General features: G+C 41.9%; 22 protein-coding genes. 14 read left to right on the top strand and 8 right to left on the bottom strand.

The genetic code is table 11. From position 1 onward, the window contains the following. Nucleotides 1-461: 461 nt before the first annotated feature. Nucleotides 462-1,340 carry an SMP-30/gluconolactonase/LRE family protein gene (locus HWQ58_RS19280; RefSeq protein ID WP_292865997.1) on the bottom strand — a complete coding sequence of 293 codons (879 nt, stop codon included), beginning with the start codon at nt 1,338-1,340 and terminating at the stop codon, nt 462-464. 472 nt (nt 1,341-1,812) lie between these two features. Beyond that, nucleotides 1,813-2,751: an NAD-dependent epimerase/dehydratase family protein gene (locus HWQ58_RS19275; protein ID WP_292865994.1), complete on the bottom strand. Its 939-nt coding sequence runs from the start codon at nt 2,749-2,751 to the stop codon at nt 1,813-1,815. A gap of 294 nt (nt 2,752-3,045) precedes the next feature. Between HWQ58_RS19275 and HWQ58_RS19270 the strand changes: the two genes are divergently transcribed. The 5 genes from HWQ58_RS19270 to HWQ58_RS19250 all read left to right on the top strand — a co-directional run bounded on the left by HWQ58_RS19270 (nt 3,046) and on the right by HWQ58_RS19250 (nt 8,452). After that, nucleotides 3,046-4,188, top strand: a complete 1,143-nt coding sequence (locus HWQ58_RS19270) for a glycosyltransferase (protein WP_292865992.1) — start codon at nt 3,046-3,048, stop codon at nt 4,186-4,188. A 111-nt stretch (nt 4,189-4,299) separates the two neighbouring features. Next, complete coding sequence (locus HWQ58_RS19265) at nt 4,300-5,055, top strand: sugar transferase (RefSeq protein ID WP_292866002.1); 756 nt, start codon at nt 4,300-4,302, stop codon at nt 5,053-5,055. Between the two features lie 701 nt (nt 5,056-5,756). Further along, nucleotides 5,757-6,836, top strand: coding sequence for a GDP-mannose 4,6-dehydratase (gene gmd, locus HWQ58_RS19260; protein ID WP_292865988.1), 1,080 nt, complete (start codon nt 5,757-5,759; stop codon nt 6,834-6,836). Between the two features lie 22 nt (nt 6,837-6,858). Continuing rightward, on the top strand, nt 6,859-7,803 hold the full coding sequence (locus tag HWQ58_RS19255) for a GDP-L-fucose synthase (protein WP_292865985.1): 945 nt from the start codon (nt 6,859-6,861) through the stop codon (nt 7,801-7,803). 73 nt (nt 7,804-7,876) lie between these two features. Then, nucleotides 7,877-8,452: a 5-formyltetrahydrofolate cyclo-ligase gene (locus HWQ58_RS19250; RefSeq protein ID WP_292865982.1), complete on the top strand. Its 576-nt coding sequence runs from the start codon at nt 7,877-7,879 to the stop codon at nt 8,450-8,452. 143 nt (nt 8,453-8,595) lie between these two features. Here the strand turns inward: HWQ58_RS19250 and HWQ58_RS19245 are convergent, their stop codons facing one another. Continuing rightward, entirely contained in the window at nt 8,596-8,733 is a 138-nt protein-coding gene (locus HWQ58_RS19245; protein ID WP_366838242.1) for a PIN domain-containing protein, read from the bottom strand. Between the two features lie 107 nt (nt 8,734-8,840). Between HWQ58_RS19245 and HWQ58_RS19240 the strand changes: the two genes are divergently transcribed. From HWQ58_RS19240 to HWQ58_RS19230, 3 genes are all read left to right on the top strand, one after another. Beyond that, the gene (locus tag HWQ58_RS19240; RefSeq protein WP_292865979.1) at nt 8,841-9,182 is read left to right on the top strand and encodes a hypothetical protein; all 342 of its coding nucleotides are present in this window, start codon (nt 8,841-8,843) and stop codon (nt 9,180-9,182) included. Further along, nucleotides 9,179-9,604, top strand: coding sequence for an HNH endonuclease signature motif containing protein (locus HWQ58_RS19235; protein WP_292865977.1), 426 nt, complete (start codon nt 9,179-9,181; stop codon nt 9,602-9,604). The genes HWQ58_RS19240 and HWQ58_RS19235 overlap by 4 nt, the downstream gene beginning before the upstream one ends. Nucleotides 9,605-9,681: 77 nt before the next feature. After that, nucleotides 9,682-10,518, top strand: a complete 837-nt coding sequence (locus tag HWQ58_RS19230) for a carbohydrate ABC transporter permease (protein WP_292865975.1) — start codon at nt 9,682-9,684, stop codon at nt 10,516-10,518. Between the two features lie 136 nt (nt 10,519-10,654). Here the strand turns inward: HWQ58_RS19230 and HWQ58_RS19225 are convergent, their stop codons facing one another. Both HWQ58_RS19225 and HWQ58_RS19220 read right to left on the bottom strand, forming a co-directional pair. Beyond that, nucleotides 10,655-11,308, bottom strand: a complete 654-nt coding sequence (locus HWQ58_RS19225; protein WP_292865973.1) for a sugar transferase — start codon at nt 11,306-11,308, stop codon at nt 10,655-10,657. A 447-nt stretch (nt 11,309-11,755) separates the two neighbouring features. Beyond that, a complete protein-coding gene (locus tag HWQ58_RS19220) occupies nt 11,756-15,841 on the bottom strand; it encodes a hypothetical protein (RefSeq protein WP_292865970.1) in 4,086 nt (1,361 codons plus the stop codon). 614 nt (nt 15,842-16,455) lie between these two features. On the opposite strand from HWQ58_RS19220, the gene HWQ58_RS19215 reads away from it, so the two are divergent. The 5 genes from HWQ58_RS19215 to HWQ58_RS19195 all read left to right on the top strand — a co-directional run bounded on the left by HWQ58_RS19215 (nt 16,456) and on the right by HWQ58_RS19195 (nt 20,476). Then, complete coding sequence (locus HWQ58_RS19215; protein WP_292865967.1) at nt 16,456-17,157, top strand: Crp/Fnr family transcriptional regulator; 702 nt, start codon at nt 16,456-16,458, stop codon at nt 17,155-17,157. 130 nt (nt 17,158-17,287) lie between these two features. Beyond that, nucleotides 17,288-17,524, top strand: a complete 237-nt coding sequence (locus tag HWQ58_RS19210) for a hypothetical protein (protein WP_292865965.1) — start codon at nt 17,288-17,290, stop codon at nt 17,522-17,524. Nucleotides 17,525-17,633: 109 nt separating this feature from the next. Then, nucleotides 17,634-18,374, top strand: a complete 741-nt coding sequence (locus tag HWQ58_RS19205) for a DUF2232 domain-containing protein (protein ID WP_292866000.1) — start codon at nt 17,634-17,636, stop codon at nt 18,372-18,374. 76 nt (nt 18,375-18,450) lie between these two features. Further along, nucleotides 18,451-19,632 carry a nicotinate mononucleotide-dependent phosphoribosyltransferase CobT gene (cobT, locus tag HWQ58_RS19200; protein WP_292865963.1) on the top strand — a complete coding sequence of 394 codons (1,182 nt, stop codon included), beginning with the start codon at nt 18,451-18,453 and terminating at the stop codon, nt 19,630-19,632. A 253-nt stretch (nt 19,633-19,885) separates the two neighbouring features. Further along, a complete protein-coding gene (locus HWQ58_RS19195; RefSeq protein ID WP_292865960.1) occupies nt 19,886-20,476 on the top strand; it encodes a PEP-CTERM sorting domain-containing protein in 591 nt (196 codons plus the stop codon). 133 nt (nt 20,477-20,609) lie between these two features. Here HWQ58_RS19195 and HWQ58_RS19190 read toward each other — a convergent pair whose 3' ends face one another. The 3 genes from HWQ58_RS19190 to HWQ58_RS19180 form a co-directional block, all read right to left on the bottom strand. Continuing rightward, nucleotides 20,610-21,236, bottom strand: a complete 627-nt coding sequence (locus HWQ58_RS19190; RefSeq protein WP_292865957.1) for a hypothetical protein — start codon at nt 21,234-21,236, stop codon at nt 20,610-20,612. Then, nucleotides 21,202-22,704 (bottom strand): hypothetical protein, encoded by a 1,503-nt coding sequence (locus HWQ58_RS19185; protein ID WP_292865954.1) that lies wholly within the window; start codon nt 22,702-22,704, stop codon nt 21,202-21,204. The genes HWQ58_RS19190 and HWQ58_RS19185 overlap by 35 nt, the downstream gene beginning before the upstream one ends. Before the next feature lie 532 nt (nt 22,705-23,236). Then, nucleotides 23,237-23,611: a hypothetical protein gene (locus HWQ58_RS19180; RefSeq protein ID WP_292865951.1), complete on the bottom strand. Its 375-nt coding sequence runs from the start codon at nt 23,609-23,611 to the stop codon at nt 23,237-23,239. A 356-nt stretch (nt 23,612-23,967) separates the two neighbouring features. Here HWQ58_RS19180 and HWQ58_RS19175 point away from each other — a divergent pair, with 356 nt between their 5' ends. Next, complete coding sequence (locus HWQ58_RS19175; protein WP_292865947.1) at nt 23,968-25,128, top strand: extracellular solute-binding protein; 1,161 nt, start codon at nt 23,968-23,970, stop codon at nt 25,126-25,128. Nucleotides 25,129-25,314: the final 186 nt, after the last annotated feature.

Below are 25,314 nucleotides of genomic sequence, written 5' to 3'. Positions count from 1 at the left end.
AAAATCGCTACACTCCACTATTTCTCATGCTTCCGCCTCCTTGTCACCCCTTCAGCTACAATACTTTGACTTTTGACTTCCACGCAGCGGCACTAGCCGAATTCATTATTGACTTATTTAAAACCATCAGGACTTATGCATCTGGCATAATGCGAGCGTCATATAATAGTACATGCATTGAATGTTGTCAATATTGCCAGAATCGTATTAAAAGAAATTATATTGTCTGCGCTATTTTAGTCTGGCTTCGGCTCAAAGATTTAGCTTAGAAAACTGGTCAAAAATTTATAAAATTAAGTATGGATTGTTATCAAATTATTTAGTTCAACAATTCAAACATCCGGCTATTTCCATGTTTATTGTTTAGTTGTTTGGTGCGCGGCAAGATTGCTAGCGCCATTGCTTGTGACAGTTGCGTAAGTCCTGTTTACTATATTCTCTAATCCTCAATTCCTCAATCCCTAAAAATTATAGCTAGGTAATCCAGTAACATCAGTTTTGAGAGCAAACAAATCACCAGAGTAGAAACTTTTGTCAATCTCGGCTTGGCTAAGTCCAACTGAAGCAGTAGTGATGTAAAGTGTTTGCAAATCTTCGCCACCAAAGGTACAACTCGTTACGAGTGGAACGGGTAGATTAATCCGCAATATCTCTTCACCCTTGGGATTGAAACGAATCACATACCATCCATTCCACATAGCTGACCAAATATTTCCTTGACTATCTATTGTTAACCCATCTGGATGGAAAGATTCATGAGTTAAATCAACAAAAATTCGACGGTTGATAATATTGCCTGTTACTGAATCAAAGTCATAAGCATATATTTTTTGATCAGGAGAATCAGCCAAATAAAATGTCTTTTGATCTGGACTCCAACCCAAGCCATTAGAGATAGTCAATCCTGTTTCCATCACATGTAATGAGCCATCAGCATCATAACGATAGAGGCTAGCCTGGGGTTTTTCTATAGAAGACATTGAGCCGAACCAAAAGCGACCTTGGGGGTCACATTTGCCATCATTGAGGCGGTTATCTGGGAGATTTCCTTCAATCTCCAAAATGGGAGTAACTTCACCCGTCTGGGTGTTGAGAAACGCCAAGTGATGACGCAGTGCCATAATTAATCTATTTTTACCTGCTGTTGCGATCGCGCCTACTACATCTCCCACATCAAAAAACAAGTCTTTCCCTGTGGCAGGATTGAACTGATGTACCCGATGGTTGTAGATATCAACCCAGTAAATTAGGTTTTGGGTAGAGTCCCAGATAGGACCTTCACCCAAGCGGGCACGGGTTTCTAGAACATTCTGGAGTGGATATTGCAAAACCTGGCTCATTTTATTAACCAACAACAGTATTTACAGAAACTAGTTTTAGTAGCTTTAAAGTAATTATAAAAAAGGTTTACCTGACTAATAAAGAAAAGGGGAAATTGGATTCCTACGCAATTAGAACAAGAAAAACGACGGGCCGAGCAAGAAAAACAACGTGCTGACAAATTAGCGGCGAAGTTGCGACAATTGGGCATTAACCCTGATGAGGGGTAATAGTGCGTAGGTACGTCAGCCTAGCTCTTGAGAATGCAGCAGTTGTATTATTTCCTGACGTACCCGACAAATTGGGTATTTTTAAAATTGCAAGTCCCTAAGGCTCAAATTCCCGGCTTCTCTAATAAGTCGGGAATGCAGTTGTTAATAATTACGAATTACGTTAGCGAGTCAGACGCTCCTACGTCGCTAACGCTTCTCAAGGAGACGCTCTTGCTAGCTTGCTTAAGAGTAGGGGTACGCTATCGAGCGTGATTACGAATTACAAATTATTTAAAATCTCCTCATCTACAGAGAAATCAACATCAGCCTTGTCTTTTGCATTAGCTAAATAGTCATTTTCCAGAGAGTCTTGTAATCCAGAAATCAAATCATATTCAGGATGCCAGTTTAATTCTGTTTGCGCTTTATTCACCGAAGCAAAGAAATGTTGCACCCGCATCGGAAAAGCTTTGCGTTTGCCGAAATCAAACTTTTTCGGGTCGTAGTGGACGATTTTGACAGCATCGGGGGATTTGCCAGCCGCGACAGCACTAGCACGGGCTAAACCATCAACAGTGACAAAGCGATCGCCAGAGATATTATAAATCTGTCCTATAGCTTGTTTATTGCCCAAAACCTGAGTCATTGCTCGTGCCAAGTCTTTTACATGACCTAGCTGAGTAATATGCAAGCCATTTCCAGGGATAGGAATGGGGCGATCGCGCACAATTCTGTCAAAAAACCAGTCTTCCAATTCATTATAATTACGAGGCCCGTAAATATAAGTAGGACGAATAGAAGTAAAGGGCAATCCCAATTGAGTCAGGTGAGCTTCTGTTTCATGTTTACCCTTATGGCGACTTTTGGGATCTACTGTATCGCCTTCTATGTGGGGCAATTGATCGGATTTGAGATACACCCCCGCAGAACTCATATACACAAAATGTTGCACTCGGTCTTGAAAAATTTCTGCTAGTGGTTGAGTATCAGTAAGTTCCCGTCCGTTATTGTCAAAAATGACATCAAAGTTTTCTTGTGATAATTTTGCTTTTAATTGAGTAGCATCCGTGCGATCGCCTATAATTTGTCCTACTCCCTGTAAAGAAGGTGCTGGCCGATTCCCACGATTGAACAGCACCACCTTGTGTCCTTGTTCCACTAGTAGTTGAGTCAAATAGACACCAATGAACCGAGTACCACCCATAATCAAAATTCGCATAAAATCACCCTTTCTATATCAGTTGTCATCAAGGGAGTAGGGACTGAGGACTAAGGAAGCAAAAAGGACAAGAAGAATAACCCATGCCCAATGCCCCATGCCCAATGCCCCATGCCCAATCCCCAATGCCCAATCTGAGATTATCAGGTTGCAGCATCTATCTGGAACCTCTGAGGGAAAGATTCCGTCTTATGTGCTAATCTGGGGCGCTTCCCGTTAATCAATCACAAGGGGAAACTTTTCAGTTAACGTCATCAAGTTAGCCTTTGTATTTTCCATTTATTCAAGTTAGCTGTGCCCTTGAAATATGCTCTGGTTCATGAGTGGCTGACACCCAAAGCCACCGGTGGTTCAGAACTCGTTGTCCGAGAAATTTTGAATCACATTGATGCTGATTTGTATGCTCTCATCGATTTTGAATCCAGCAATAGAGAAAGTTATTTATACAAGCGTCAAATTGGCAAGACGTTTCTCCAGAACTTTCCCTATGCCCGCAACGGTATACAAAAATACTTGCCTTTGTGGCCTTTGGCAATTGAACAACTTGATTTGCGGCATTATGACGTAATTCTGTCTTCATCCCACGCTGTAGCCAAAGGAATCCTTACCACTCCCGAACAGATGCATATTTGCTACTGTCACAGCCCCATGCGCTATGCCTGGGACTTGACTTTTGATTATCTGCGCCACAGCAAACTGGGTAATGGTTTACCTGGATGGGTGACACGATATTTATTACATCGTTTGCGTCAGTGGGATGTATTGAGTGCCAATCGCGTTGATTACTTCATTGCCAACTCGCAACATACAGCTCGGCGGATTTGGCGTTGCTATCGGCGAGAAGCAACAGTCATTTATCCACCAGTGAATATTGCGGAATTTCCGTTTTTGTCTGAGAAAGAAGACTTTTACCTGACAGTTTCCCGGTTAGTGAGTTACAAGCAAATATCGTTGATTGTCAAGGCTTTTAATCAACTAAAACGACCATTAGTAGTCATTGGTACAGGAGATGAAATGAACAAGATTCGCGAGATGGCAAACTCAAATATCCAAATACTCGGTTGGCAACCCGATAATGTGGTAAAAAAATATATGTCTAGGGCTAAAGCGTTTGTGTATGCAGCTTGTGAAGATTTCGGTATTGCCCTAGTGGAAGCACAAGCCTGCGGCACGCCAGTAATTGCTTATGGTGCAGGGGGTGCTCTAGAAACAGTGCGAGATATTCGTTCTTGTGCGGATACAGGGACAGGTATATTTTTCAGGACGCAAACAGAGGCGGCTTTAGTGGAGGCAGTAGAAAAATTTGAAATGTATGAGGGTTCGTTCAATTCCGAGTATATGCGATCGCACGCCGCGCAGTTTTCACCGCAAATTTTTGCAGATCGTTATTTAGATTTTGTAAACAAATGCAACGAAAAAAGACCGTTTTTGCAATGATGGTCTTGGTTAAGGTCTTATTTTTTTAGGCTTTTGGCAATTTCCCCCAGAAGCACCTCATTTTGGCTTTAATATTGGGACTATGTGTGGTGTGGATTATTAAGGAGTATGATGACTGCCCAGAGCTCACTCCTCTCCGGCAAGCGAGGCGTAAGGCAAGACACTAGAGCGTCTACGCGTTTCTTAAAACGCGGTCAAAAAACAAAGACGCCAAAAGTTAAGCCCAAAGGTTTATCTTTTCAGGGTTTAAACGGAGAATTTGCCAAACGACTGTTCGATATAGTGTTTTCGCTGTCGGTATTAATTTTGTTCTTCCCCGTGTACTTAATTTTGACCTTGCTGATTGCCTTTAGCTCAGAAGGGCCAATTTTTTATGTCCAGGAACGGGTAGGGAAAAATTACAAAGCGTTTAATTGTATTAAATTCCGAACAATGGTAAGCAATGCGGATGAAATCCTCATGCAAATGATGGAAACATCGCCCGAATTGCGACAAGAATTTGAGAGCAGTTTTAAGCTGAAACAAGACCCCCGGATTACCAAAATTGGTCGATTTTTGCGAATTACTAGCTTAGACGAATTTCCCCAGTTCTGGAACGTTTTAAAAGGGGATATGAGTGTAGTCGGGCCCCGACCCTTGGTAGCAGAAGAACTGCCAAAATACGGTTATCACATTGATGAGATTTTAACAATCCGTCCAGGAATTACTGGTTTGTGGCAGGTATCTGGGCGTAATGACATTCCCTACCCTCGAAGAGTCCAAATAGACCTGCATTATGTCAAATTTAGGAATTTCTGGCTTGATTTATGGATCATCTTGAAAACTGTTGATGTAGTAATTATACCCAAAAATAACGGTGCATACTGAGTAACTACTTAGGAACGATCCTGTGGGGCATTAAATGCCCCTAAGTACCAATTCTTCCCCTAAGACTAAAGAATTGCTGATCTTTCTTTCTATAATTTGTGCTTTTCTACTTAAACTAAGACTTTTATAAGTGTTGATCTTTGGCTCTTTTGCCTTGATTCACCAAAATAGTGCTGAGTACTGAGTAATGAGTGCTGAGTAAAAAGTAACATTAATTGCACTCAGCATACAGGGTAGTCGCGCCCCTAAATTTATTTATGAAAAAAATAAAAATATTTTTTTCGAGACACTCATGCTGAGAAAAAATATGTCCTTGTTTCAATCCCCATAGCTTCGCTATGGGATTATACTCAGTACTCAGCACTACTGAACTATCTGCCAGAGGTCTAATTTAAAATACCTATTTTATTCAGTCTTCACAAAACTAGAGATATATAAAGCTTTAACAAAAAGACAACATACATAAAAATACTCTCGATCTATCTGGTAAAAAATAAAATATACATAATTAAACAATCTTCAGCTATCTAAGGTTAGATTTACGTGTTAAATTACTTTTTATTAAGTATATTTATTTACGGAAAAAGTCTTATAACAACAAGAACTCGTAGGTTTCCCATTAGGCAATTCAACAATTAGTTGCTAGGTTGTATCAGATTGACTGTAACTTTTTAATCAAAGACAACAAGGGATAATTGAGCATGACGCAACAGAAGCGAGCGTTGATTACTGGTATTACTGGACAAGATGGTTCATATCTAAGTGAGTTTTTGTTGGAACAAGGTTATGAGGTTCATGGCATCATTCGCCGGACTTCTACCTTCAACACAGACCGTATCGATCACATTTACGAAGACCCCCACAAAGAGGGAGTGCGGTTGTTTCTTCACTACGGTGACTTGACAGACGGTACAACGTTGCGGCGTATTTTAGAAGAAGTAAAGCCAGTAGAGATTTACAACCTCGGCGCTCAATCCCATGTGAAAGTTAGCTTTGATTCACCAGAATACACAGTAGATGCTGTAGGAATGGGAACATTGCGTCTGTTGGAAGCAATTCGAGACTACCAGCATCGTACCGGAATTCAGGTACGATTTTACCAGGCGGGTTCTTCAGAAATGTACGGTTTAGTACAAGCAATACCTCAAACTGAGACAACGCCCTTTTATCCCCGCAGTCCCTATGCCTGTGCGAAAGTTTACGCTCACTGGCAAACTGTAAATTATCGTGAATCTTATAATTTATTTGCTTGTAACGGCATACTTTTTAACCACGAGTCACCACGGCGGGGTGAAACCTTTGTAACGCGTAAAATTACTAGAGCGGTGGCTGGTATCGTTGCTGGTAAGCAGAAAAAGATTTATATGGGTAATCTAGATGCCAAGCGAGATTGGGGCTATGCAAAGGATTACGTGAAAGCAATGTGGTTGATGTTGCAGAAAGACCAGCCAGACGATTACGTAATTGCTACTGGTGAAACCCACTCGGTGCGGGAGTTTTTGGAACTGGCATTTAATTATGTAAATCTCAATTGGCAAGATTATGTAGAGTTTGATGAGCGTTACCTCCGTCCATCAGAGGTAGAGTTGTTGATTGGCGACTCTACCAAAGCACGGCAGAACTTGGGCTGGACACCATCAGTAACCTTTGAAGAACTAGTTTCCTTAATGGTAGAAGCAGATTTACAAGCATTGGGTCATACTTCACCCAATGGAAATGGTTCGCAATTTCAAAATGATATTGCGACTATTCGTCAAACACTGGGCGCTTTGCACTTCTGATTCGCATCACAGAGGATAAAATATGACCGCCTTAGTATTAAAAAATAAACGGATTCTCGTCACTGGTGGATCGGGGTTTCTAGGTCGTCAAGTGATAGATCAACTGTATAAAGCAGGAGCCGATCGTGAGAAAATTACAGTACCGCGATCGCACGATTCCGATTTGCGTGTTTGGGAAAATAGCCAGCGTGCAGTTGACCAGCAAGACATAATCATACATCTAGCAGCTCATGTCGGTGGTATCGGTTTAAACCGCGAAAAACCCGCAGAGTTGTTTTACGATAACTTGATCATGGGAACCCAGCTAATTCACGCTGCCTATCAAGCTGGAGTGGAAAAATTTGTTTGTGTTGGTACAATCTGTGCCTATCCCAAATTTACTCCAGTGCCATTCAAAGAAGATGATCTTTGGAATGGCTACCCAGAGGAAACCAACGCCCCTTACGGAATTGCAAAAAAAGCACTTTTAGTTCAATTGCAATCTTACCGTCAGCAGTACGGTTTTAATGGGATTTACCTACTACCAGTCAATTTGTATGGCCCAGAAGATAACTTTGACCCCGGAAGTTCCCACGTCATTCCAGCGTTAGTTCGCAAAGTTCACGAAGCCCAAATTAAAGCAGAAAAGCAACTTCCAGTTTGGGGTGATGGCAGTCCCACCCGTGAGTTTCTGTATTCAGAAGACGCAGCCAGAGGGATTGTTATGGGAACTCAATTCTATAACGAATCGGAACCAGTTAACTTGGGAACCGGTTATGAAATCTCCATCCTTGATTTAGTAACTCTAATCTGTAAATTGATGGAGTTTAAGGGTGAAATTGTGTGGCAAACTGACAAACCTAATGGTCAACCGCGCCGCTGTTTAGATACTGAACGGGCAAAGCAAGCCTTTAATTTCACGGCTCAGGTGAGCTTTGAAGAAGGGCTAAAGAATACCATTGAATGGTATCGTCAACACGCTGTATAACAATTTACTAGTGAATTTAGAGTGATATAAGCTGGGTGATACCCAGCTTATTTTTTTGACGATATAAATTTTTATGAACAAAGTTAATCATCAACTAAATAAAGCAGAACTACGCCGCACTCTACTTAAAAGACGTAAATCAATGTCCGTTGGAGAATGGAGAGAAAAAAGCGATCGCTTATGCTCTCATTTACAAAACTCTACTTTGTTCACCCAAGCAAAAACAATACTCGCTTATTTCAGCTTTCGCCAAGAACCTGACCTCAGTCCCCTATTTGCCAACACCAAATACCGTTGGGGATTTCCTCGCTGCGTTGATAAATCCCTATGTTGGCATATTTGGGCACCTAACGATTCTGTCCAAAGCGGCGCTTATGGCATTCCTGAACCCCACCCCGATGCTCCAATCTTGGATGCTGCCGAAGTAGATTTGATTCTCGTCCCCAGTGTAGCTTGCGACTATCAAGGATATCGTTTGGGCTATGGCGGCGGATATTATGATCGCTTGCTCAGTTTACCGCAATGGCAGACAAAGCCGACTATCGGAATTGTTTTTGATTTTGCCCATTTGTTCCAAATACCTATTGAACTTTGGGATAAACCACTACAAGCGGTTTCTACGGAAACCGGATTGACTCGGAAATGCTGAAGGATTCAAGATGATGAAGACACATCATCAAATGTTTTAGTAATTGCTTCTAATCCTCCTGGAAGTGTATCAAATCTTTTAGCCGTTTTTTTATTGTTCGTCAAATTAGTCAGATGACGAACTAGCGAATTAAATAAAATAAATCAAATCCAACTTTCTACAGGAAATTTCCTGACTTGACGCATTCTTTGAAAATCACTATCTGATGTAACGAGAATTAATGAATGGCGTAAAGCTGTAGCAGCAATCCACAGGTCATTTTCACCGATGCAAATTAGCACAAGCCAGAATTATATCTGGAATTACACCAACACAATTAGGTGAATTGCTTTAACCAGATTTTTGATGATAGGTTACGATAAAATTAATCAAATTTTCAAGTAAAGCCATGTTTGACTCAGTTCAGTATATCACTAACGCACAGGGAGAAAAAGTTGGAGTACTGTTAGATTTAGAAACTTACCAACTGCTAACCAACTTGTCTGTAGATTCTGAATTATTGATTGGTTTAAATCTAGATGAGTTGCAAGCTTTGGCAGAAAGTTATTTATCTCCCAAAGCTCAGATAAAGTTACAGGAATTATTAGTTAAAAATTCTGAGAATGATTTGTCAGATGATGAAACTGAAACCTTAGACAGATTATTGGCACAGGTTAACCAATTAAATATTCTTAAAACTAGAGCTAGATATACCTTAAATATTTTTCAAAATAAACAGCAAGTAGCGTGAGTGTTTACATTCCTGTTGAATTAAAAAAGGAAATCCGTAATCATTTTGCTGATTGTTGTGCTTACTGTCGCACTGCTGAAGCTTTAACACTCACTACTTTTGAATTTGAGCATATCATTCCCTTGTCTGCTGGTGGGGAAACTATATTTGAAAATCTCTGTTTGGCTTGTCCATCTTGTAATCGTTATAAAGCAACTCGTAAAACAGCAATTGACCCTAATACTCAGGATGAGGTTAAATTATTTAATCCACAACAGCAATTGTGGACATACCATTTTGCTTGGAGTGAAGATGATACAGAAATTCTTGGAATTACATCTGTAGGAAGATCAACAATTTTGGCTTTAAAAATGAATCGTCTACAATTGATTAGTGTGCAGAAAATGTGGGTAAAAATGGGTGAGCATCCACCCAAGATTTGACCCCAGTTCTAACCCCTAAGAGCTTATGGTGAGACATAATTTAATTTTAAGAAAAGATAATTTACCTTATTAATCAAATGCTGAACTCCAAAAAATCACGATCGCAAATTCTGCTAATGTATGTGCTGTTGGGAGCGATCGCACTGTTGATGCTCTTTCCTTTATTATGGCTAATTAGTACAGCCTTGAAATCGCCGACGGAAAATATTTTTCACTCGCCGCCACAGTTGCTACCCAGTCAGCCGACACTAAATAACTTCTCTAGTGTGTGGAACTCTCTACCTTTTGGACAATACCTGTATAACAGTACCTTGGTGTCAGTACTGACTGTGGGCTTAAACCTACTGTTTTGCGCTTTAGCTGCCTATCCGTTGGCAAGATTGTCGTTTGTGGGGCGAGACTGGATTTTTGTGGCGATCGTCTCTACGATTATGATTCCCTTCCAAATCGTGATGATTCCCCTCTATATTTTGACAGTCCAGTTAGGTTTGACAAATAGTTATTTAGGGATGATTTTTCCGAGTTTAGCTTCTGCCTTTGGCATTTTTCTGTTGCGCCAAGCTTTTATGAGTGTCCCCAAAGAAATAGAAGAAGCCGCCCGGATGGATGGTAGCTCAGAGTTAGGATTATGGTGGCATATTATGTTACCGGCAGTTCGCCCAGCACTGGTAACTTTAGCTATTTTCGTATTCATTGGTGCTTGGAGTGACTTTTTGTGGCCTTTAATTATCATCCAAAACGAAAATTTATACACTCTTCCTTTAGGAGTCGCAAAGCTCGCAGGGACATTTTCTCTTGACTGGCGGTTGGTAGCTGCTGGCTCAGTGATTGCGATCGCCCCAGTATTATTACTATTTATGTTCTTACAACGTTACATTGTACCTACAGAAACAGGTAGCGGCGTTAAGGGATAAAGAAGAATTCAGAAGTCAGAATAAGAAAGTGGTAGATGAGGGAGAAATAATTAATGCCTAATGACGCCAGTCGCCTCAAGTCGGGAAACCCGCCCACAGCGCTGGCTCCCCAATGCCCAATGCCCTATTCCCAAATTCAATAAGCACCAGTCTTTTTAAATACCACCCAGATAGTTTTAATAATCAGACTCAGGTCATAAGTTACAGACCACTTGTGTTGATAATCTATATCCATTTTGACAATGGTTTCAAAGTCTGTGATGCTGGAACGCCCATTCGCTTGCCATTCTCCGGTAATGCCTGGTTTGACTCGCAATCTATCCCAGTGGTGTGGATCGTAATTACTGACTTCATCAGGAGTAGGTGGACGAGTACCAACTAAACTCATGTCCCCTAACAAAACATTCCAAAATTGAGGGAATTCATCCAAGCTAGTACGCCGCAAAAATTTACCAACAGGAGTAATGCGAGGATCGTCAATGGATTTAAAGATGTGACCTTTGGCTTGGTTCTCAACCAAATGCTTGAGTTTATCAGCATCGACTATCATGGAGCGGAATTTCCAGATGCGGAAAGTTTTTCCGTTTAAACCACAGCGAATTTGGGAATAAAATATTGGACTTGGCTCATGAATAAAGGTAGCAATTGCTACGGGAATTGCTATCATAAATGTAACAATCAGCCCCACAATGGCTCCAACAATGTCAATTAATCGTTTTCTCACGCTTAACGTTGACGGGTGTGAAGGCTGTTGCAAACAATTAACTGAATAAAGATAAAGATTATTCACAAGGGCTAACTTAGTTTGATAACAGGAATTTTTACATTAGTAGTGTAGACATAGACATGATTTTTAGGCTATTTTTACTACTGTTGTCGCTACTACTGAGTGTTAATATACACATATTTCAACCAATATAAAAACCAAAAATTCAAAATTTACAGAATCTTTCAATTAAACTGATAGGTTGTAAATTTATGGTATTTTCGCCATTTAATAAATAAAGATACTAATATTGTACACATCCAAAAAACTACTGAGCTAAAGTATTAGTACTGGTAAAACACGGCGTAAATAAACCACCTATTCCAAATTAATGAAACGCTTACGCTGTATTCATTTTTAATTTTTAATTTTTAATTTTTAATTCCGCCTTTTTGAAAAATTCCAAATGCTTACGTTATGAGCATTTGGAATTTTGAGTATTATTCTTATTTCTAGCGCGATGTACTAGGCTCAAAGATCGACCTCTAAGGCGAAATTCACCGTATATGGTTCCTCCAGTGATTGCTGATTACTAGCCTTAATTGCATCTAGATAGCGACGCAAAGACAACAGTTGTTGAGAATTGGGACGATAAGTCAGATTCCCTTGTTTTTCAAAAAGTGATGCTGTGGCGATCGCCTGATAGTCAGGATTTTCTTGCGAACTCTGGGTAAGCCAGGTTGATTCTGTGACTGAAGGTATCAAACCGGAAGGCAGCTCACCTTCCAAAAAAGCCAGCAGCCGTTGTTGACAAGTGCGAGTATTAATCCCACGACCCTCAAATAACTGGATAACTTCACCAAAAGATAAGGGGCGGTCTGGTAGCAATCGCAACAATTCTGTAAACAAGAAATAATCAGTGTATTGTTGCCTGGGTATATCTAAAATCTGGGGATGCAGAGGCAGCATTGCCAAACCATAAGCAACCCGGCTGCAATTGGGAGCGCCGTTTTCGCCGAGATATAAATCTTGAATAATCTTAGTGCTGGGAAGTTTTTGGCGTAACCAGCGGTTCACCGTCCCGACACAAGCCACTCCACCAGTCAGGATAGCTTGATTAATGGCTTCTGTGGGGATGCCACGAGCTACCAATAACTTGTTGAGTTCTCGGTTCAGGCGGCGCACAAAGGGGATAAATACCTGGCTTTCTAAGTCTCGTCGCTGCAAAATCCACCGCTGATCGGCCAATTCCAGGGTAAAAGAGTCTTGGTGTTGCAAAATCAGTTTTAAGGCTAATGCTGCATCCAATACCGCCTGTCCCAATAGAGAACTTTCTAGACGCTGCTGGAGACGAATTCGAGCGGTGATATCTGGTTCTCCAACTCTGGGTAGTTCTAATTCTTCCAACCCTAAAGTCTGCCAACGCATTTGGTCTAAACCGGGAATTGACGGTTGCCATTGCCAAGGATTACTCATGGTCGTTTTGCGAACGCTTGGTGTTTCTAGGCGTGATTGCCGAGATTTCGGTGGCAATAGCAGCTGGCAGATTATATCTTGTTCAATACCCTTGCCAGCATAAGCAAAACTGTGGAGCATGAAATCATTGTATGACAATTGCTGCAAGGTTTCTGGTAGATTCACCAACAACATTTCTGTGGCAGTTGTCCCAATGTTAATCACAAGGGTGTTGCCAGCAATGGGATGTTCGCTAGTTTTTAGCGGATGAGAACCTTGAGCATCGCTTAGTTTTACTTGCTCACCATTAGCAGCATCGAGTTCCGAAAGTAGACTAGCGATCGCTTCTTCGACAAAAAAGACTTGCTGCGGATGTTGAATAAGTTTGCTAGTGAGTAAAGCTTCCCGCACGTTAAAGCGGTATTGTTCTGACCAGCTAGATGGACAGGTGCAAATTACACCCGCAATATTATTGATAATCTGGGGAAAATCTTGTTCGCCGATCCCAACAGCAGCAGCCATTAAACTAGGGGTGGTACTTGTTTTTTCGGATTTGAGGGTTAGTAGTAATTTAGAGAGCGATCGCACAACCCAAATCAAAGGCCCTGCCGAAAATTCATTTAATTGCAAAACAGGTTCCCATTTCTGTCGTTCACTCTTGTAGGGAATGGCTACTTGTAGATAGGGCTTTAACTGCGCCGAGTAGAGATTATTTTTCGTCGGATCTGCTGTCGATCTTGGTGTTGCAGGAGTAGTAGCCGAGCAATCAGGCACTTTATCTTGGGCAACAGCCGCAGGTGTTGTCTGTTCATGTGCTTCGATAGTTTCGTTTTCACCGTGGGGTACAGAAGCTATAGGCAGATAAACCTCTGTTGGTAAACGAAACGATTGCTGAAAGGAACTTGTTCCCGGCGGATTTTCTGCTGACCAGTAGATAGGATGTACAACAAAAGTTGAGCGATTTAATAATGTGGCGGAAATTCTTGTTGTACCTAAATCAATTCCTAAATACCAGACTGATTCTAGAATATTGGGCGAAACTTCTGGATTATTTATGGAGTTGGCAATTGGAGGTAAAGAACTTTCTGGAACAGGAGTTGTGACTTCCTTTTTTTTTTCAGTTTCTACCTGGGGAACTGCCAAACTGGAGAAAGCAGCAGCTGATGTATTCTCTGCTATTTGGAGATTTTCAGGGGAAGTAGTGGGGATTGTGTCTTGAATGTTATCAAGTGGTTCCGAGAAAACATCCAAGTTGGTAGCTGGCTGCGACTCAGAATTTAGCTGCCGATCGAAATTAGCCAAATCCTGATCTAATTGCTGCAACTGTTCTTCATCTAAAGAAATATCTGGTACGGCTGGAGACTGGTTTGACTCAATAGAAAGTAAGTTTTCCTGGGGTGAAGCAGCAATGTAGTTATCTGAAGACAGCTCGGAGCGATCGTTGTTAATTAATACTTCCGATGTAACGATACTTTCGGTAGGCTCTGCCAACTCTATTTCTGGTACTTCTGGAGTAACTGGTGCTGTGGTTGTAGCATTATCCCCAGAAGATGAGACTTCCAGCAGTTGCAGTTCATTATCTGTATCAGGCAATATGTCAGTTGCTGTAGCTGTGGCATTATCCCCAAAAGATGAGACTTTCGGCAATTGCAGTTCGCTATCAGCATCAGGCAATAAGTCAGTTAGGGTATTAATAGTATCAACACTAGCTGGCTGAGTGCCGATTTGTGGCAAACTGTCTATTTGTGGAGTAGAGAAGCTAACAGGTGAGTCTAGGTCAGTATCCTCTGCAAAAAATAGTTCTTCCTGTGGCTCTAATGAATCTGTGGTTTCTCCTAAAGTCTCTTGGGTTGAAAGACCTGTATCTGGAGCCACAACCGCAGAATCGACGGTTGGAGATACAGGCGGGGTCTGTGCGATGTTCAACGGTGATGGAGAGGCTGTAGAAGGAGAGTCATTTGTGGGAACATCGAGGCTGGGATTATTAACATCACCAGCATCAAACAAACTGGCGTAAAGTTGGTCTACTTCATCACCAATTGCCGCAGAAATATCTTGCGGTAATTCGGTCGGGGTTTGAGAATATTCAGATGAGTCTACACCAAGCTGCAACAGCACTGCATCTAGATCCTCTGTGAGGGTAGTCTCCTGTTGCTCAGAAGTAATTGTGAGTGAAGATGAAGTTTTTGGCTGTATAAACTCCAAGGGTTGGGGTGCAACTCCAGTAGCGATCTCGGCTGGTTCAGTCAATGATGGTAGTGTTTCAGATTTTCCTGCCAGCAAAGATGACTGCGAACTAGGGGATTCTTGTTGCAAATGCTGGGTCAAATTGTTGACAAAGCTGGCCATCAGCTGTTCGCCTTGCATCCCCTTGCTATGCATTCTTGCCAGTGCTTGCGATAGGGATTCGTAATAAGTATTAATGTTGCGCTGTAGTGCTTCAAAGACTACATTCACCGTCCCATCTAGTGATAATAGGCGTTGATCTAACTCCCTAGCTAGCTGGGTTAAGCGCTCCACATCGTCAGAGGATTCTAATAAAGATTGAGTTGCAGAGGTTGCGTAATTAATTCCTCCTGAAGAACTGGCAGAATTTTCCCTGGTCTGTCCGAACAGTGGTGTTAAAGTTGGCACAAGGCGACTCATGAGTACCTGTAAAAACTCGGTAATCATTTGCTCCTGGTTTGTCAACTGCTGCGCTAAAGAGTAGTTTTGCAATCGCTTTTGCTCTAGCTGCCGAATTTCCTGTATGAGGGTGGCTCGCTCTTGCAAGAGCAATTCTAATTCCGATCGCAACGGTTGAATCAATCTCGAAAATTCATTTTTTAATTGTCCTGCGCCAACAGTACTCTCTTCCTGACTGGATTCAGGCTGCAGTAGTGGATACTGGTTATAATCGCGATCAATAAATTTTGTTAACAAGGGCGATGGCGGAGCCAACGCCAAGGGCGAACGCGGTTCTTCAGAAGACTGATTTGGGATGCTGCTCTCTAATGCTTCTTTTTCTTGTAATCTCACCAAGAAGTCGCGAATTCGCTCTAAAACTTCTTTAGGCTCTTGTGCCTGACCAGACAGAAATCTAGACAGGCGCTTGCTACCGCTGGCAAGTAAGTTGTCAATGTCTGCGATCAGCTTTTGAATTTCATCTGTACTAAAAGTCACTTTTGTCACCTTACCTAGAAATGTATGTCAACTAATGTGACAATTACTTTACAATCACCTTACCCCTATGGGGATCTTGCTACGCGCAGCGTCGACCATAGGATAAGTTTTGAGTGGCCAAAGCCGCTGCTTGGACTTGTGACTGTCATTATGTTATGGATTACTGGGAGTCGTGGCAATCTTCAATCATCAAAGAGGACAAGCAGACAAGTTTCTCCTTGTCCCCCCATCCCCTTCTCCTCTTCAACAGCCTTTGCTCGAAAAGCTTAATTTTGTAGGTCATTGGTTGCCTATTTTTGAAAATCGCTAAAATACCTGAGCAATAATTTACTCCCTTTAGTATCATTAATGTTGTTTGCCTATATTCATAACTAATTAAGTTTGCAGTGCAGCTAGCCCTAAGCAATACAACCGCCGGCTATAAACTACTTTTTGCAAAACTTTTACCCCGTTTAAACTTATAGGTAAAGATTATTTAAAAAAACTTTTTGTCGCTTTCTTGTGTAGCATAGTTAGTTTTCTCTTTGAAAGGGAGCTGTGCAATGATAGCTTAGGCTACAAATGGCGCTCTTGTTTGTTGTGTGTACATAGCAGCTTGAATTAAAGATGTCGTAATGGAAGATCGATATAGCTTGCAAGCACAGGCGAATTCCTGGATGATCGCCTCCGCTCCCTTTTTTCAAGGGTTGCCAGAAACTGCTGTGGAATCAGCCCTCATCCATCTTGTTACCCGCACTCACCCAGCCAATCAAGTGATTCTACTGGAAAATGACTGGGGTGGTTCTGTGTATTTTATTATGGACGGATGGGTAAAAATTCGCACCTACAATCTGGAAGGAAAAGAGGTAACGCTGAATATTATTGGCAAAGGTGAATTATTTGGTGAAATGGCGGCGCTAGATGAAGCACCTCGATCCACGGATGTGATTACCTTGGCCCCAACGGTAATTGGTAGTATGCCTGCTCAGGATTTTGTCAAATTACTTCAGATAGAACCCTTGGCGGGAGTTCGATTGGCGCAACTAATGGCACGACGTTTGCGGCAAGTAAATCGCCGATTGCGGTTGCGGGAATCTGATAGCCAGTCAAGGGTAGCAGATACGTTGTTATTTTTGGCAGAAGGACAGGGAAAAAAAGGGCAAACCGGAACCGAAATCCCCAATTTACCTCATCGGGAATTGAGTAGTTTGAGCGGACTGGCGCGGGAAACGGTGACACGAGTATTGACAAGGCTAGAAAAAAAAGGCTTGATTAAACGGGATCAAGACACTATTTGTATTCCCGATTTGTCAGCCTTAGAAAGAATGATCGTGTGAACTACCTCAACCTATAGACAGACGAGGCTTCCCAATTCATCGGGAATAGCCTCTAGGACTCCCTAGTTCTATTGGTCTGACATTCCCTCCAAGGGCAGAAGTCCTGGTTCCCAAGACCCAAATCTTTTTCTTGCAACATATACCTATTAGCTTGATTTTCGCTTATGGCATTGATGGTCAAGACACTAACTATAATACCCGAAAAATTGGTGATTCCGACGCTCGTAAGCGTTGCGTTAGCGACGTAGGAGCGTCTGACTCGCTAGCGCAACTCTTGGAGATGCTGCGCGAACGCTATCATACATCGAATATTGATTTTTTGCTGACTAAAAAATTAATATTCAATGCAATTATTATCACCCCCTGACAATCCCCACCTTATGAGTAAATTGTTCGCGTTAGCATCTGTCTGCGACACCCTGTACGAACGCAGAGAAGGTGGGGACTTTTGCGATCTGTTAATAAACTTGTCAGATATGAGTATTTTAGATTCTCTCCCAGATGAGCCGGAGAAAGATCCATCTCCTGAATCTCCAACTCCCCACAATCATTGGTTAGACAAAGAACAGCAGTTAATGCCTCCTCAAATCAAAGCTGATGCGCCCTTAAGGATGGTGGAAACGGCATTTTTAGCCAGTACCGCTAGCCTAATTTGGTTTATTAATTTTTACTTTCCTTTGGGCCCAGTTTTGCGGATATTTTTTCCAGTGCCGATCGCTCTAGTTTATCTGCGTTGGGGTAAACGTGCGGCATGGATGGCAGCACTCACCTCTGGGTTACTGCTGACGGTATTGATGGGGCCAGCCCGTAGTTTGCTGTTTGTCATGCCCTACGGGTTCATGGGCGTGCTTTTGGGCGCTACGTGGTGTCGTCGTCGCGTTCCCTGGATTGTTTCTATCACTTTGGGTACGCTATTAGGTACTTTAGGAGTCTTTTTTCGGCTGTGGTTGCTGTCTGTTTTGTCGGGTGAAGACCTGTGGATTTATGTGATTACCCAGGTGACTGAGTTCATTGAGTGGGTATTTTTTAACTTGAGTTTGTTGGCGAGTCCCAGTGTATTTTTGATTCAAGTGGGAGCGATCGCTTTAATTATACTCAACAACTTTATCTACCTTTTTGTGGTACACCTGGCAGCATGGTTGCTTTTTGACCGCCTGGGCAACCCCATTCCCCGCCCACCACACTGGGTACAAGTTCTCATGGATTATGAAGGATAATTATTAGTCATTAGTCATTTGTCATTTATCATTTGTCATTAGTTAAATGATGAGTCCTCACTAATGCTCAATCCCAATGCCCAATTCCCAAATCAGTATTTATACCCAAAAAGAACAGGGTGAACAATGGCTGCGAAGGTATCGTGGTTGTCTACCTGTATTTGCTTGTGTTTTAGGATTTACTGAAACTGGTTTAATTCCAGGAATTTCAGCAGCTGGTCGCACTCCAGAGGATCGGAAATATACTGCTTGTGCCGATGCTGAGTTTTTGTATTACGGCCCAGAACATAAAGCCCAATATCCCTTACCACCATTGGCGGCTGGGGCTTCACCTGTGCTGATTTCTCGCGCTGTCTTTGAGTTACTAAAGATACCAGTTCATTTATTTAATGCTGGTTTACCTCAGCTTCCTGCTGTGCCAGTAATTGATTTGGGTGGCGCTCCTGCTAAGTGTTTAAGTGGAGGTGCTGCGATGGAAATTACAACAGTACATCACTTGTTTGAACAAGGGCTACTTTGGGGAGAACGCCTAGCTGCCAATATCCAACAGGGATATCTGATTGTCGGTGAGTGCGTCGTCGGAGGTACTACAACTGCCCTGGCAATCTTAACTGGTTTAGGTATAGATGCTGCCGGAAAAGTTAACAGTAGCCACCCTGTTTGTAACCACGCACAAAAGTGGGCACTAGTGCAAGCTGGACTGGAGAAGATGAGGAGAGATGAGGAGGATGAGGGAGATGAATCCCCCTCATCCTCCTCATCTCCTCTAGTTGATCCTCTAAAACTTGTCGCCACTATGGGCGATCCCATGCAAGCGGTGGTAGCTGGAATGGCGATCGCTGCTAGCCGTAGTTGTGGTGTGATGCTGGCTGGAGGGACGCAAATGTTGGCTGTTTATGCGCTCATCAGTGCGATCGCTCAAGCTTACGCCTTATCATGGCAACCAGAAGCAGTAGTTGTAGGCACAACCCGCTGGGTGGCTGAAGATCCTACTGGCGCTACAGTTGACTTAGCCCTTAACTTAGGAAAAAACAGTTTAACTTCAAGTGGAGAAACCCCTCCTCTATTAGCAACTCATCTGAGCTTTGCTGATTCTCATTATCCCCAACTGAGAGCTTATGAGCAGGGCTTTGTCAAAGAAGGTATGGGTGCTGGAGCCGCTTGCATAGCCGCCCATCTTAGCCAAGATTGGCAGCAACACCAACTTTTGGCAGCCATTGAAGCCCAACTTGAACGGCTAAGTACTGCCTTAAACTAAAAATTAAAGTCTTTCCCTCTCCGAGTCGGAGAGGGACGATTTTACGTAGTAAAACCAGGGAGAGGTCTTTTATGCGTAAGATCGTCTTTCTAGTAATTTGAACTATAGCAATCCGTGCAAGAGTTATGAACTGAACAAAAAGATCCCCGACTTCTTCAATAAGTCGGGGATCTGAGCCTCTTGGTGGAGCAAATCAAATAGGATTGCTATATGCAATTTTGTTTACCTTCTAGTTTTTCAGGAGAATTATCTGATGGAATTGGTCAAAAATCTTGGTATTGCTACCGTCAGTGCTGTTATAGGTATCACTTGTGTCGGTGCATCTTCTCCGGCCCAAGCTGTACAACTATTTGATTTTCAGTACTCTTTTCCCAGTTATCAAGCAAATGGTACAGCGATTTCCGCTAGCGGCACCCTTACAACCACCGATCTAGATCCGATAAACAACAATTACACAATCACAGGAATAACTGGGACAAGAACAGCCCAAGGAATTACTGAGACAATCATCGGGCTGCTTTCACCAGGTACATACGGAATCAATGATAATTTTTTAAATACAAGTACGCCGCTGCTAACCAAGAACGGTTTTTCTTACCTGGTTTCTGGAAGCGGGGAAGACGGAAATGGCAACGTTAACGTATTTTACAGTAGTTTGGATGAAGGTTATTCAGAGCTTTCAAGCAACGTAGATTATGGCAGCTTTAGTGTTGTCACTCCACGTCCTGTTCCTGAACCCTATACAGTAAGTGGCTCATTGGTTGCTCTTGGTTTTGCCTGGTGGACGAAGCGAAAGCAAGCAGTAGCTTCCCAGAAGCAGTCTCATAAAGGTATCTATCTGTAAGGTTTACAGTGCATTTCCGATCTAGATTGCGTTATGCCTGCCATCTTACTCTTACTTAAAGTAATACCAAGTCGCCTTCATGATGTATCACTAGGCGACTTGGTATTAGAATATGATATCAACCGTAGTTTGATTAAAAACTTCCAGGATTGTCATCAAGTGCTAGCAAGAAATTAATCAGGTCTGCTTGCTGGTTGGAATTAAACCCAGCCTGTCTATCTACGTAGAAGTAATGACCTGTGCCATCAAGGTTACTACGCACTAAACTAGGGTTAGCTTTGTTAGCTTTCACAACTAAGGCACGAAGATCGCGATCGACCAGGGCACGCAAGCTGCTAGCAGGATCGGCAGGTATACCTTGGCTAAGAGTACCAGATAGTCCTAAGCCACTCTTGTTAACAACCGTAAAACCACCATTTGAGTCAAATTTCAGGCTTCCTGCCCGTACTGCTGCACCACCATCGTGCAAATATGGGGCGCTTAAATAAAGACCACGCAAGGAAGTAGTTTTGTAACCGCCTTTTGGCAATATACCTTTAGGTAGAGTTGTGGGAGTATCAGAGATACCCTGCGTCGGTACATCCAGCACTTCAGCCTTAGCAGGTATGGGAACTGGAGTGTTAAAAGTGTATAGCTTGGGTGGTACTAACAAGTTATTCAGCCCCAAGCGAGATTGGGCACGAGCTGGGTTAGTACGAATTTTATCAATTGGATAAATTTTGTTGTCAGTAATAGAATGGCGGAATATGGCAAGTTGCACAATTGGCTTTCTCAAATACTTTTGCGCCACGCTTAACAGAATTGCTGTTCAACGCTTGCCAGTTTTCCGAAGTCTGGTTGGCAGGTGGCACTAAGCTATTTTGGAAAGCAGACATAGCATTGTTAGCAAATAAGAAAGGGCCACTCGCAATATCACCAGGCTTCCCAGTATTTGGGCTGAAAACTAAACCGTTGTAAGTAAACAAACTGGGTCGTAGGTTTGGGTAAGTTCCTGTGCCAGGAACAGGAATTTGGTCTTCTAATTCTGCTTGTGTAGGATTTGGTGCAATTACCCCCCGTAGCCATTCAGAGGGTTTTACTATCACTCCTTCTGGTAAACGTAGGCTCTTAACGGCAGCGTTTTGAAGAAATGTACCAATATAAACCTCTGGGTCAATACCAAGAGTATCTGCACTGAGTTGAGCAGCTGCCAACAGATTGATTTCTGAAGAGTGAACAGCGTTGTTAATAGCGCTGAGTCCCGCAAATGGCCCCACAGCAAACTGTCCATCAGATAAATAAGGATGATCCTTAAACGTGAAGACACTAGGGATTTGAGTAGTGTCTCTAATACCATCCGGTGAACTCTCGAAATTACCGAAAGGTACATCTAAAACAGCATCATCGAAGGCTTTTTCAAACTTTTCAGGATCAGGTAATTGTACTTTATTACCTTTACTGTCAATAATAGTCTTACCATTGCCTTTGTATTGTGGGTCTAGAGGGTTAAAGTTTAGCCGTGCAAACCCTGCGGCTGTATTTGGTGATAAGGCAATGAAAAGGGGGATGGCAAGTTCACCGTTAGGTACTCCTGCAAGGATTTTGCCATCTTTAGAAAGGCTTGCATGACAGACCGCACAAGTAATGTCGCCGTTAGGTGCGTTTCCTAGTGCAACAACTTGTCCCTTTTGAACTTTGAAACCTGTAGGAATAACAGTTCCTTTGGGAAAAGTTCGACTACCTATAGTTAAATCCTTCTGGAGGGTAATTTTTAGGTTTGTCGTTGATTGTCCACGCAAATTAGCGATCGCTGCACCTATTTCATCTGATATAATATTCGTCCCTTGCCCTAAACCAAATACCCCTTGCAAACCAAATGTATCACTAATCTTCCGGTTGAAGAATATATCTTCACCTTGGGCAATTAATTCTTTAGTAATTTTAACTGCCCCTATCCGCTGATAGGAAATGGGGTTATTAGGATTGAGTCCCTTATTTGCAACTAGTTGTGATGCTTCTTGAGGACTCAGCAGTTTGCCGAAATAGTCGTAATAGCCTAACGGTTGAGTAGGAGCAGGTTGCAAAAGGTCAGTTTTTGCGAAAGCTGTCTGGCTTGTCATCAACCAATTTGATAACAAGATGCCAAAAACGCTAATGAGAAAAACGCAGATTAATAAAAAAATTTTGGATTTTGAACCATACAACACCCTAAAAACACCAGTTTTAGGGTTATTCTTTTTTTGTTTCATAGTGAGTACTCACTAAAAGCTTACAGGTAGATATATCACACTATTACGTATATATATGCAAGAGTGTGTTTAAGTTTTTTATCAATTTAATTGGTGGATTAATTTCTGATACTTAATATATGCTTACAAAGCCATCGCTCAACATTCAAATAATTCGTAATTCGTAATTATTAATTAAGTTTTGTAAGGGGATTTAGCGTCAAGTTCAAAGCGCCGGAAAATAGCGCTTTGCTAGCGCAGCTTTAACGATGCTCAAACTGACCCTGAAACCTTTGTGGGACGGTAGCTTTATTTTTTAGATTTTACCGATAATCTGTAACGTGGAAAAAGTATTTGCCAAAAAACCAGGGTTTTGGCTGGATAAAGAAAACCGAGTTCTTAATTTTGGATAAAGTCGAGCTAAGAGAGAAAGAGGCACAAAACTTTCCGCTTGTTAGTTGCTATGCAACTTAAACTCCAGAATTGGTTAAACTTAAAGGCTTTACTTCCTTCTCTCCAGCCATTTTTTTAATTAGTAAAACTGAGATGAAATTTAATGAATTCTCTCTCTAAGTAATTGTTCTTCTAAAGCAGCAATGCGATTGTACGCTGCTGTTAATTGGGCTGTCAGTCGTTGTATTTGAATTTCTGGTGTTATTATATTATCTCCACCTTGACGATGCATATCTAGATAAATGCCATCTGTCAACACATCCTTGTGTTCCATTTCTGGATTTAAATTGTTACGTCCTTTAAACTGGTAGCCTCCAGCCGCGCCATTTTGTTGGCAATTATCCTTTGCTTGTGTATTCGCTAAAGAACACTCTGAGAAAGTTTGAGTGACTTTACCATCAAGCTGCTCAATTACTTGGCACAGGTCATCCAGCTTTTGGCTTAAAGTCAGGATCTGCTGCTGTAATAGCTCCATTTAATACCTTTATTCGTAGATTTTCTATATGTTATTCAATTTACTCCCAACCTTAACGATACTTATGGATTATTTAAGTATTGATAATTTTTGGTGGAAATGTGACATTTAAATCATTACTTCTAAATACAAGTAAAGTTTCACCATAAGTACCACCAAGTAAATTTATGGATAAAAATTAATCTTTAGGTAGAAATTTGCCAAAAAATCGCTAGTTTGAGTCAAATATTCAAAAATACTTGTATTATCAAGAAAAAATACCGATAATTCTCCAGATCCACTTTTTCAGCTAGTCAGCCACTGCTAAATCTCTGCTTAATATTAGGTATAATCAAAAATCTCAAAATCCAAAATCAATGGATCGACGGTCTTTTTTGCTAGGTACAAGCACACTGGCACTTTCACAACTGCTTTTTGGCTGTGGTGGAAACAAGCAGACGCAACTAAAAGTACAGTTATTAAAAGGTTCTATACCTGGTCAGGTGGTGAATCAGTTCCACAAAGGTTTGCAACAACGGGTGCAGTTAAAGTTTGCTCCAGTTGAGCATATACAGGATTTATTTCACCAATTACAAAATTGGCAGCAGAAGCCAAAGAGCAGCGATGAGCAGGGATGGAGTCGCTTTATACCCTTTAGGCAAGGTCAAAAAGCAGCTGACACAGACCTAGTGACATTGGGAGATTACTGGCTACAAGCAGCTATTGAACAGAAATTGATTCAACCACTCCAAGAAGTGCAGGGAAACCAATTAAAGCAGTGGTCTGCTTTAGATCAAAGGTGGAAACAACTGGTAACACGCAACGAGCGAGGTATTTTGGATACTCAAGGGAAGGTGTGGGGTGCGCCTTACAGGTGGGGTAGTACAGTAATTGTTTATAACCGTGACAAGTTGCGAAAATTGGGATGGACGCCCAAAGATTGGAGTGATTTGTGGCGAGATGGAATACAGCAGCGTATTTCCCTACTCAATCAACCACGAGAAGTTATTGGTTTGGTCTTAAAAAAGCTAGGAAAATCTTATAATACAGACAATCTTGACCAAGTACCAGACTTGGAAAAGGAATTACAGATATTAAATCAACAGGTGAAATTTTACAGTTCCAATAACTATTTGGAACCTCTAATTATGGAAGACACTTGGCTAGCGGTTGGTTGGTCAAGCGATGTATTGCCTGTTCTGGGACGTTATCCGCAACTTGCCGCAGTTATTCCCCAGTCAGGAACAGCAATCTGGGCAGATTTATGGGTACGTCCCGCAGGTATTACTACTAAGAGTACTTTATCAGATCAATGGATTGACTTTTGTTGGCAACCAAGCACAGCTAAACAAATTTCGGTGCTGACCAAAAGTAATTCACCAATTTCTACAAATATTGCCGCTTCCGATATCCAAGAACCATTATGGAGTTTGTTAGAGAGCGATCGCAAAGTTTTCGATAAAAGTGAATTTTTACTTCCCTTACCTCTATCAGCAATAAAACAATACGAGTCTTTATTCGCCAAAATTAAGGTTTAATTGGGAATTGGGCATGGGGCATTGGGCATTGGGCATTGGGCATGGGGCATGGGGCGTTGGTTATTAATTCTCCTCATCTCCCTCATCTCCCCACTCCCCACTCCCTTTTTTCTACAAAGAACGCTGTAACCCCCTAGCTATCTAATTGGTATACAAAGCAGGTAAGCTGAAAACTTGCATCTAGCA

The sequence above is a fragment of the Nostoc sp. LPT genome, assembly GCF_017115165.1.
In the GTDB taxonomy this organism is placed as follows: domain Bacteria; phylum Cyanobacteriota; class Cyanobacteriia; order Cyanobacteriales; family Nostocaceae; genus Nostoc.
The sequence above is the reverse complement of the archived record's forward strand: the minus strand, read 5'-3'. Positions and strand labels throughout refer to the sequence as shown.

Bases quoted from the DNA above. Each gene is read 5' to 3' on its own strand.
- HWQ58_RS19280 (WP_292865997.1), bottom strand. From the start codon at position 1,340: ATGAGCCAGGTTTTGCAATATCCACTCCAGAATGTTCTAGAAACCCGT.
- HWQ58_RS19275 (WP_292865994.1), bottom strand. From the start codon at position 2,751: ATGCGAATTTTGATTATGGGTGGTACTCGGTTCATTGGTGTCTATTTG.
- HWQ58_RS19265 (WP_292866002.1), top strand. From the start codon at position 4,300: ATGACTGCCCAGAGCTCACTCCTCTCCGGCAAGCGAGGCGTAAGGCAA.
- gmd (WP_292865988.1), top strand. From the start codon at position 5,757: ATGACGCAACAGAAGCGAGCGTTGATTACTGGTATTACTGGACAAGAT.
- HWQ58_RS19255 (WP_292865985.1), top strand. From the start codon at position 6,859: ATGACCGCCTTAGTATTAAAAAATAAACGGATTCTCGTCACTGGTGGA.
- HWQ58_RS19250 (WP_292865982.1), top strand. From the start codon at position 7,877: ATGAACAAAGTTAATCATCAACTAAATAAAGCAGAACTACGCCGCACT.
- HWQ58_RS19240 (WP_292865979.1), top strand. From the start codon at position 8,841: ATGTTTGACTCAGTTCAGTATATCACTAACGCACAGGGAGAAAAAGTT.
- HWQ58_RS19230 (WP_292865975.1), top strand. From the start codon at position 9,682: ATGCTGAACTCCAAAAAATCACGATCGCAAATTCTGCTAATGTATGTG.
- HWQ58_RS19215 (WP_292865967.1), top strand. From the start codon at position 16,456: ATGGAAGATCGATATAGCTTGCAAGCACAGGCGAATTCCTGGATGATC.
- HWQ58_RS19205 (WP_292866000.1), top strand. From the start codon at position 17,634: ATGAGTATTTTAGATTCTCTCCCAGATGAGCCGGAGAAAGATCCATCT.
- cobT (WP_292865963.1), top strand. From the start codon at position 18,451: ATGCCCAATTCCCAAATCAGTATTTATACCCAAAAAGAACAGGGTGAA.
- HWQ58_RS19195 (WP_292865960.1), top strand. From the start codon at position 19,886: ATGGAATTGGTCAAAAATCTTGGTATTGCTACCGTCAGTGCTGTTATA.
- HWQ58_RS19185 (WP_292865954.1), bottom strand. From the start codon at position 22,704: ATGAAACAAAAAAAGAATAACCCTAAAACTGGTGTTTTTAGGGTGTTG.
- HWQ58_RS19180 (WP_292865951.1), bottom strand. From the start codon at position 23,611: ATGGAGCTATTACAGCAGCAGATCCTGACTTTAAGCCAAAAGCTGGAT.
- HWQ58_RS19175 (WP_292865947.1), top strand. From the start codon at position 23,968: ATGGATCGACGGTCTTTTTTGCTAGGTACAAGCACACTGGCACTTTCA.